The 8,614-nt window shown below is 66.0% G+C and carries 10 protein-coding genes; 2 read left to right on the top strand and 8 right to left on the bottom strand.

Annotation, left to right across the window (positions count from 1 at the left end):
* A partial coding sequence (mltG, locus tag YH64_RS26325; RefSeq protein ID WP_143215549.1) for an endolytic transglycosylase MltG occupies positions 1 to 944 on the bottom strand: 944 nt, incomplete at its 3' end.
* A 154-nt stretch (positions 945 to 1,098) separates the two neighbouring features.
* Here mltG and YH64_RS26320 point away from each other — a divergent pair.
* Positions 1,099 to 2,127, top strand: coding sequence for a folate-binding protein YgfZ (locus YH64_RS26320; protein WP_046807160.1), 1,029 nt, complete (start codon positions 1,099 to 1,101; stop codon positions 2,125 to 2,127).
* A 211-nt stretch (positions 2,128 to 2,338) separates the two neighbouring features.
* Here the strand turns inward: YH64_RS26320 and YH64_RS26315 are convergent, their stop codons facing one another.
* From YH64_RS26315 to YH64_RS26285, 7 genes are all read right to left on the bottom strand, one after another.
* On the bottom strand, positions 2,339 to 3,028 hold the full coding sequence (locus YH64_RS26315; RefSeq protein ID WP_046807161.1) for a VIT family protein: 690 nt from the start codon (positions 3,026 to 3,028) through the stop codon (positions 2,339 to 2,341).
* Positions 3,029 to 3,107: 79 nt separating this feature from the next.
* The gene (locus tag YH64_RS26310) at positions 3,108 to 3,545 is read right to left on the bottom strand and encodes a PaaI family thioesterase (protein ID WP_046807162.1); all 438 of its coding nucleotides are present in this window, start codon (positions 3,543 to 3,545) and stop codon (positions 3,108 to 3,110) included.
* 1 nt (position 3,546) lies between these two features.
* Positions 3,547 to 4,437 carry a 3-hydroxyisobutyrate dehydrogenase gene (gene mmsB, locus YH64_RS26305; protein WP_046807163.1) on the bottom strand — a complete coding sequence of 297 codons (891 nt, stop codon included), beginning with the start codon at positions 4,435 to 4,437 and terminating at the stop codon, positions 3,547 to 3,549.
* A gap of 190 nt (positions 4,438 to 4,627) precedes the next feature.
* The gene (locus tag YH64_RS26300; RefSeq protein WP_046807164.1) at positions 4,628 to 5,803 is read right to left on the bottom strand and encodes an enoyl-CoA hydratase/isomerase family protein; all 1,176 of its coding nucleotides are present in this window, start codon (positions 5,801 to 5,803) and stop codon (positions 4,628 to 4,630) included.
* Positions 5,800 to 6,954 (bottom strand): acyl-CoA dehydrogenase family protein, encoded by a 1,155-nt coding sequence (locus YH64_RS26295; protein WP_046807165.1) that lies wholly within the window; start codon positions 6,952 to 6,954, stop codon positions 5,800 to 5,802. Before YH64_RS26295 ends, YH64_RS26300 begins: the two co-directional genes overlap by 4 nt.
* Positions 6,955 to 7,242: 288 nt before the next feature.
* A complete protein-coding gene (locus tag YH64_RS26290; RefSeq protein ID WP_046807166.1) occupies positions 7,243 to 7,590 on the bottom strand; it encodes an RnfH family protein in 348 nt (115 codons plus the stop codon).
* A complete protein-coding gene (locus YH64_RS26285) occupies positions 7,580 to 8,014 on the bottom strand; it encodes a type II toxin-antitoxin system RatA family toxin (RefSeq protein ID WP_046807167.1) in 435 nt (144 codons plus the stop codon). Before YH64_RS26285 ends, YH64_RS26290 begins: the two co-directional genes overlap by 11 nt.
* A 69-nt stretch (positions 8,015 to 8,083) precedes the next feature.
* On the opposite strand from YH64_RS26285, the gene smpB reads away from it, so the two are divergent.
* On the top strand, positions 8,084 to 8,614 hold the full coding sequence (gene smpB, locus YH64_RS26280) for an SsrA-binding protein SmpB (protein ID WP_255444759.1): 531 nt from the start codon (positions 8,084 to 8,086) through the stop codon (positions 8,612 to 8,614).

The raw sequence follows: 8,614 nt of genomic DNA, 5'->3' as shown, positions 1-8,614 counted from the left end.
CTGGTGCCATTGCCGCGCGACACGAAGAACAGATACTTGTGTTGCTCGGGCTGCACCGCCGCCAGCAGCGCCGCCCTGCCCGCCGCCGCGATGGGCGTGGGCGGCAGGCCGGGTCGCGTGTAGGTATTCCACGGCGTATCGGTCTGCAAATCACGCTTGCGGATACGGCCCTGGTAGGCGTCGCCCATGCCGTAGATCACAGTGGGGTCGGTTTGCAACAGCATGCCGATCTTCAGGCGGTTGGTGAACACGCCGGACACACGGCGGCGGTCCGGCCCGTGCCCCGTTTCCTTTTCGATGATGGACGCCAGCACCAGGGCCTCGTAAGGCGTGGCGACCGGCAGGTCCGCCTGCCGCTTGGCCCAGGTGTCCTGCAAAATGCGCTGGCCTTCCTGATAGGAACGGCGCAGCAGGTCGTAGTCGGTGCTGCCCGGGGTAAAGATGTAGGTGTCGGGAAAGAACAGCCCTTCGGGATGCTTGATGTCGGAACCCAGGCGCGTCATCAACTCTTCGTCGCTGACTTCGCCCAGCGTCTGCTTGACGTCGGGGTGCTCGCGCAGCGCCTGGCGGATCTGGCGGAACGTCCAGCCCTCAAGAAAGGTGATCTGGCGCTGGGTCATGTCGCCCCGCGCCATGCGTTCCAGCAGTTGCCAGGGCGAGTCGCCATTGATGGCCTGATAGCCGCCGGCCTTCAGCAGTTTGTCCTGCTCGGACAGGCGCGCCATCCAGACAAAGCCGGGCTCCCAGATGGGCACGCCCACGGCGTTCAGCGCGCGCGCGACCGTGCGCGGGCTACTGCCCGGGTCCACCACAAAGTCGATTCTGTCGGCGGGTAGATGCATGGGTCGATGCATCCAGCTCCAGGCGGCGCCAACCGCTGCGGCGGCGGCGATCACGATCAGCAGGAATGACCACAAGACGTAAAAACGGAGTCGCTTCTTCATAAGTCCCAGAAGTTTAATGGATCGCGCGGACCTGTCGTGGCAAAACCGGGGCCAGACGTTACGGGGCGGCCCTTTGCGCGGCGTGGGCAAGGGGCCAATGACGCGGTGAAGGCGGCTATCATCTGCACTTTGATGACGTGATCACACCGCCGCCATGCACGCTTTCTATTCTTCGATTCCTGCCAGCGCCGAAGGTTGCGCGACGGGTGCCCCGTCCGCTCCGTGCGCGCCGCTGGATGATTTTCTGGTCTTCAGCGCGTCCGGCGCCGACGCACTTCCTTTCCTGCACGGCCAACTGACGCAAGACGTTACCGGCCTGCCGCTGGACACCGCCCGCCTGGCGGGCTACTGCACGGCCAAGGGCCGCCTTCTGGCCACCCTGGTCATGTGGCGCGCCGCCCCCGGCGCCGACGACGCCCCGCAACTGTATGGGCTGGTCCGCCGCGACCTTTCCGAAGCGTTGCTCAAGCGCCTGTCCATGTTCGTGCTGCGCGCCAAGGTCAAGCTGGCCGCAACCGCCTTGAACGTGGCGGGTGTGCAGGCCACCACCGAACAAGCTGCCGCCCTGGAAGCCGTAACTGGCGCCCTGCCGCGAGCGCCGTGGCAGCGCGTGGACCTGCCGTCGGGCACCTGGATCGCCGCCCCGTCGGCCGATACCCGCCTGCGCTGGTGGTGGATTGCTTCGGACGAACAACTGGCCCAGTCTTCGGCATTGGCCGGCGCGCTAAGCCTGGCGCCCGCTACGCATTGGCAGGTGGCTGATCTTGCCGCGGGCATTCCGTGGATTGCCTCGGCGACGCAGGACGTATTCATCCCGCAGACCGTCAACCTGGAGCTGGTTCAGGGCGTGAGCTTCACCAAGGGCTGTTACCCGGGCCAGGAAGTGGTGGCGCGCAGCCATTACCGTGGCACCGTGAAGCGGCGCATGGCGTACGGCACCATTGATCAGGCCGGCGAGCAAGCGGGCGGGCAAAGCGCGGCGCTGGCCGGCGTGGACGTGTTCGACGCCACCCAGCCGGGCGAGCCCATCGGCCGCGTCGTGGATGCCGCCAGCGAAGCCGGCGTGGCTTCAGTGCTGTTCGAAACCACGCTTGCCGCGCTGCCCCAGGGGGACCTGCGCCTGGGCGCCGAGGACGGCCCGCGCATCAACGTTGGGCCGCTGCCGTATTCCATTACGCCGTGAGTTAAGGCGGACGCGTTAAGGCGGACGCGGACGCGCGCCAGCGCCGGCGGCGCGTTGCTGCAATACGCCGTGGCAACCGGACGCGGGCGCGCTTTGCGCCGTGGCTACCGGAAGCGGGCGTGCTTTGCGCCGCAGCAACTGGACGCGGCGTGCTTTGCGCCGCGGGAACCGGACGCGGCGTGCTTTGCGCCGCCGCGTGTCCCACATAACGTCAGACCGCCACCCCAAACAGCGCGCCGACGCCTGCCGTTGCCGCCATTGCAAAAGCGCCCAACAGCGTCACGCGTAGCGCGGCGGGCCCCTTGGGCGCCCCGCCCGCCTGCGCGGCCAGCGTGCCCAAGCCGGCCAGACAGAGCACCGACGCGCCGATTACCCAGCCGATCAGTTGCGGCACCGGCGCCACCACGGCCACGACCAAGGGCAGCGCCGCGCCGCCCGCGAACGACGCGGCGGACGCCACGGCCGCCTGCACGGGCCGCGCGCGGTTATGAACGGAAATGCCTAGCTCATCGCGCGCATGCGCGTCCAGCGCGTCATGGCGGGTCAGTTGCCGCGCCACCTGCGTCGCCAGCTGCCGGGTCAAGCCCCGGTCCACATAGATATCGATCAGTTCGGCAAGCTCTTCTTCCGAGTTGCCCTTCAGCGAGCGCTGTTCCATCCGCAGGTCGGCCGCTTCGGTGTCGGCCTGTGACCGGACGGACACGTATTCGCCGGCCGCCATCGATAAGGCGCCGGCCACCAGCCCCGCCAGGCCCGACGTCAGGATCGCGCCATGCGAGGCCTGCGCGGCGGCCACCCCGGTGATCAGGCTGGCGGTGGACACGATGCCGTCATTGGCGCCCAGCACGGCGGCGCGCAGCCAGTTGCTGCGGAAAATTCGGTGATGTTCTTTGGCTGGCATTACCCGGTACCCATGCAACGTGTGACAAGCGCGACACGCACCTGCCCCATGAAAGGGCCAGGCGCGTGGCGCGCCGGAGTCATCGCGGTGTCACGCGCACCGCGGTGAGCAAGCCTATCACGCAAAGCGTGGCTTGCTCACCTTCGTAGGCATGTACTTCCACCTGGCAGATCGACAGACGTTTGCCCGGCTTGACCACGCGGCCGCTTGCCACGTAGCGGTCGCCCTTGGCGGGCGCCAGGAAGTTCATCTTGAACTCCGAGGTCAGTACGTCTTCACCCGGGCCAAACAGCGTGTAGGCGGCGTAACCGCCCGCGCTGTCGGCAATTGTGGTGGAAATGCCGGCGTGCAGAAAGCCGTTTTGCTGGCAAAGGTCGGCCCGGTAAGGCAGCCCGATGTCCACCCTGCCCGGCTCCACCACATCCAGCCGCGCGCCCAGCAGCCGCATGACGGTCTGCTGGTCGAAGCTGGCCTTGACCCGCGCGGCGGGATCAGCCGACGCTTGCGGCGCGACCATGTCAGTCTTGCTCGCGCTTGACCAGGTTGACGATGCTGGAGAAATCCAGCTTGCCCGAGCCGCCCGCGCTATGCAGCGAATACAGGTTGCGGGCCAGCTCGCCCAGCGGGATTGAGGCGCGCGTGGACAGCGCGGCCTCGGCGGCCAGGCCCAGGTCCTTCAGCATCAGGTCCACGCCGAAACCGCCGGCGTAGCCCTTGGACGCGGGCGCATGGTCCATCACGCCCGGCCAGGGGTTGTAGAGTTCGGTCGCCCAGTTGCGGCCCGAGCTCTTGGCGATGATGTCCGACAGCACCTTGGGGTCCAGCCCGTTGGCCACGCCCAGCGCCAGGGCCTCGGACGTACCGGCCATCAGGATGCCGAGCAGCATGTTGTTGCAGATCTTGGCCACCTGGCCCGCGCCGCCGGGGCCGGCATGAAAGATGTTCTTGCCCATTTTTTCCAGCACGGGCCGGGCGCGCTCCAGCGCGGCCGCGGGGCCGCCCACAATGAACGTCAACGTGCCCGCCGCCGCGCCCGCCGTGCCGCCGGAGACCGGCGCGTCGATCATGGCAATGCCACGCGCCTCGGCGGCCTGCGCCACCTTGCGGGCCGTGTCCGGCGCGATGGTGCTGCAATCGATGACCAGTGCGCTGGCCGAAATCTTGCCCAGCAGGTCGTGGTCCAGGTACAGCCCTTCGACGTGCTTGCTGGCGGGCAGCATGGTCACGACGACGTCCGCGCCCTTGACCGCTTCCGCCGCCGATGCCGCGGCGCTGGCGCCGGCATCGGTCAGCAGCTTCACCGCTGCCGGCACCAGGTCAAAGACCGTCAGGCTATGTCCGGCCTTGATCAGATTCAATGCCATGGGCGCGCCCATGTTGCCCAAACCGATAAACGCGATACTGCTCATGATGTTTTGTCTCCTGGTGCTATGGCTATGGCTATGGCTATGGCTTGCTATTGCTATTGCTATTGCTGTTGTTCTTGCTAGACGGGCGCGGCTCGTCTATCGGGATACGCGGGTACGCGAGGCTACGCGGAGGTTCCTCGGCGGGGTATGCGCGGCACGCCGACCCGCGCGTACGGGCCGGCCGAGGCAATCAGCGCCCTTCCTGTCCCAGGTCGGCCAAGGGATGCGGCTCGCCCTCGCGCCAGGGTTCCTCGAAAAACTTTTGCACCCAGGCGTCGGTTGCAACGTCGATCACTGCGGGGTTCCAGCGCGGCTTCTTGTCCTTGTCGATCAGCAAGGCGCGGATGCCCTCGGCAAAATCACCATGGGCTGTGCACGCCAGCGCCGCGATGTATTCGGCGCGGAACACGTCGTCCAGCGAGCGCAGGCGCATGCGCTGCTGCAAGGCGAAGGCCAGGCGTACCGAACCGGGGGAACCGGCCAACATGGTCGTCGCGGCGCGCGCCAGCCACGGGTCTTCATGGTCTTTCAGCAGCGCCAGCTCTTCGTAGATCTCGTCCAGCCGGTTGCCCGTGCACAGGTTGTTGATCAGGAACGAATGCTGGCGCAGGTGGCCGGGTTCCAGCGGCGTTTGCGGTTCCAGCGCGGTAAGCGCGCGGCGCAGCAGGCCGTCGTTGATGGAGCGCGGCGCCATGGCCTCGTCCGAGGCGCCGGCCGGCTTGCCCGCCCACGGCTGTTCTTCCAGCGACGCCAGCAGGCGCGGCCAGTCGGCGTGGTTCAGGCGGAAGTCCGCCAGGCCCGCAAAGAACGCGTCCGCCGTGTTCATCTGCGCGCCGGTCAGCGCCAGGAACAGGCCGATGCGGCCCGGCATGCGGTTCAGCAGCCAGCTGCCGCCCACGTCCGGGAACAGGCCGATCGAGACTTCCGGCATCGCCAGGCGCGAACTTTCGCTGACAACGCGATGGCTGGCGCCCATCATCAGGCCGATGCCGCCGCCCATGACGATGCCGTGGCCCCAGCACAGCACGGGTTTCGGATACGTGTGAATGCGGTAGTCCAGCCGGTATTCGTGCTCGAAGAAGCGGCGCGCGTAGGCGTTGCTCCAGCCGCTTTTACCCGCGTTTTCGGTCATGCTGCGGTACAGGCCGTGCAGGTCGCCGCCCGCGCAGAAGGCCTTTTCGCCCGCGCCTTGCAAGACCACCAGGGCCACGCCCGGATCGCGCGCCCATTGGTCCAGGCGCTCTGCCAGCAAGTCCACCATTTCCAGCGACAGGCCGTTCAGGGTCTGCGGCGCGTTCAGCGTCGCAATCCCGAACCGCATGCCGTTCGCCGCGCTTCTTTCTTCGAACAACACCGGTGCATTCATCTTATGTCGGCTCCTTTTTCCAACAATTGGCGGGCAATGATCACGCGCATGATCTCGTTGGTGCCCTCCAGAATCTGATGAACGCGAGTATCGCGCACCAGACGCTCCAAGGGATAGTCCTTCAAGTATCCGTAACCGCCATGAATCTGTTGCGCGTCCAGGCAGATCTGGAAGCCCATGTCGGTAGCGAAGCGCTTGGCCATGGCGCAATAGGTGGCCGCGTCCGGCGCGCCGCCGTCCAGCTTGCAGGCCGCCAGCCGCACCATCTGGCGTGCCGCCACCAGGTGGGTGGCCATGTCCGCCAGCTTGAATTGCAGCGCCTGGAATTCCGCCAGGCGGCGGTTGAACTGCCGGCGTTCGTCCATGTAGCGGCGGGCCGCGTCCAGCGCGCCCTGAGCCGCGCCCACCGAGCAAGTGCCAATATTGATGCGTCCGCCGTCCAGGCCCTTCATGGCGATCTTGAAGCCTTCGCCTTCCTGGCCCAGCAGGTTGGCGGCCGGCACGCGGACGTTTTCAAAAGTGATGGGGCGGGTGGACTGGCTGTTCCAACCCATTTTTTCTTCTTTGCGGCCGTAGCTGATGCCCGGGCTGTCGGCGGGCACGGCAAACGCGCTGATACCGCCCGCCCCCTCGCCGCCCGTGCGTGCCATGACGACCAGCAGGTCCGTGTCGCCTCCGCCCGAAATGAACGCCTTGGCGCCGTTCAGCACGTAGTCGTCACCCTGGCGTTGCGCGCGCGTGGACAGGGACGCGGCGTCCGATCCGGCGCCCGGTTCGGTCAGGCAGTAAGAAGCCAGTTTCTGGCCGCTGGCCAAGAGCGGGCCCCAAGCCTCCCGCAGGGCGGGCTGGCCCCATTTTCCGACCATCCAGGTGGCCATGTTGTGTATCGTCAGGAACGCAGTCGTGGACGGGTCCACGGCGGCCATTTCCTCGAACACCAGGGTGGCGTCCAGGCGCGGCAGGCCCAGGCCGCCAATTTCTTCGCTGGCGTAGATGGCGCAAAAGCCCATTTCGCCCGCCCGGGCGAAGGCCTCGCGCGGAAAAATGCCTTCAGCGTCCCAGCGCGCGGCGTGAGGGGCCAGTTCGCCCTCGGCGTAGTCGCGGGCGGCTTGCGCAAACGCGCGCTGCTCGTCGGTCAGTTCCAAGTCCACAGCCTGTCTCCTGTTGGTGTCGGTATTGTCTGTTGGCGTTGCGGGTCGTCTCGTGAACGCCCGCCCATCGCCGTGGCAAGATGGATTCTGGCATGACGTTAACGTAAACGTAAATATGAAACCGCGTTTATGTTACGCCGGATGCCGGGGCGGTATTTGTCTTGTTGGTGACAATGTCCGGCGGCGCCGGCCTGCCCCGAGAGCAGCCTGCGGAAGGTGGCCTGCACAAGGCGGCCTGCACAAGGGGCCTACAGAAGGGGCCTACAGAAGGGGCCTACAGAAAGCGGCCTACAGCAAGCCCGCGGGCCGAACCCGGCCGTTCTTGGCCGTCTTGGTCCGACGGTGTTCGGCGCGGCGGCGGCGCGATTCCTTGGGGTCGAAGCTCAGGCCCCGGTAGATTTCGACGCGGTCGCCCTCGGCCAGCCGGGATTGCGGTTCGGCGGCGCGGCCAAACACGCCCACCCCGCGTTCCCAGGGCTGCACCACCGGAAACGCCTGCGCAAACCCGCTAGCCGCCAGCGCGTCCGCTACCGTGGCACCGTCAGGCAGACGCAGTTCGCGCAGCCACACGTGGCCGGGCAAGGCATAGCAGACGCTGACGTTCAGCAACGCCGCCTCAGATGGCTCATTCGCCATATTTGGCCTGCGCCCGCTTGGTGAAGGAATCAATAAAGCTGGTCGCGATGCGGTTGAATACCGGCCCCACCACCATTTCCAGCGCGCGGTTCGAAAACGCGTATTCCATGGTGAACAGGACTTTGCAGGCATCTTCGGCCAGCGCCTGGAATTCCCAGTGCCCGACCAGGCTGGAGAACGGGCCATCCACCAGTTCCAGGTCGATCCGGTCGGGATAGACGTGGGTATTGCGCGTGGTGAAGCGCTGCTTCATGCCCGCGAAACTGATCAGGATAGAGGCCTGCATGCCATGTTCGTCGCGGCTTTGCACCTCGGCCCCGCCGCACCACGGCATGAACTCGGGGTACTTCTCCACGTCGGCAACCAGGTCGAACATCTGGGCGGCGCTGTAAGGCACCAGGACGGATCGTTGTACTTTGTGCATCGACTATCGCAAATGGCTAGAATGGCAAGATTTTACCGGCACCGCGCAACATGAGCCTAATGTGGCGCTTTGCAGCCCGCAAATTGCCGTTATGAGCAAAAAAGGCGTTATGCGCAAAAAGGCGTTATGAGCATTATCGACAACCGCAAGGCCACGCACGACTATTTCATCGAAGACCGCTATGAAGCCGGCCTTGTCCTGCAAGGCTGGGAAGTCAAAGCGATTCGCGACGGCCGCGTGCAGCTCAAGGAAAGCTACGTCATCGTACGCGATGGTGAACTGTACCTGCTGGGCATGCACGTCAGCCCGCTGCCCACGGCGTCCACCCACATCCACCCCGATGCCATGCGCACGCGCAAGCTGCTGCTCAAGGCCGAAGAAATCAGCAAGCTGATCGGCAAGGTCGAGCAGCGCGGCTACACGCTGGTGCCGCTGAACCTGCACTACAAGAATGGCCGCATCAAGCTGGACTTCGCGCTGGGCCGGGGTAAGAAGCTGTTCGACAAGCGCGACACCGCCCGCGAAAAAGACTGGCAGCGCGAGAAAGAACGCATCATGAAGCACGACACGCGCGCGCCCCGCAAAGACAAAGACGATTGA

The organism is Achromobacter sp. LC458 (assembly GCF_001005835.2).
Lineage (GTDB): Bacteria > Pseudomonadota > Gammaproteobacteria > Burkholderiales > Burkholderiaceae_B > Achromobacter > Achromobacter spanius_B.
The sequence above is the reverse complement of the archived record's forward strand: the minus strand, read 5'-3'. Positions and strand labels throughout refer to the sequence as shown.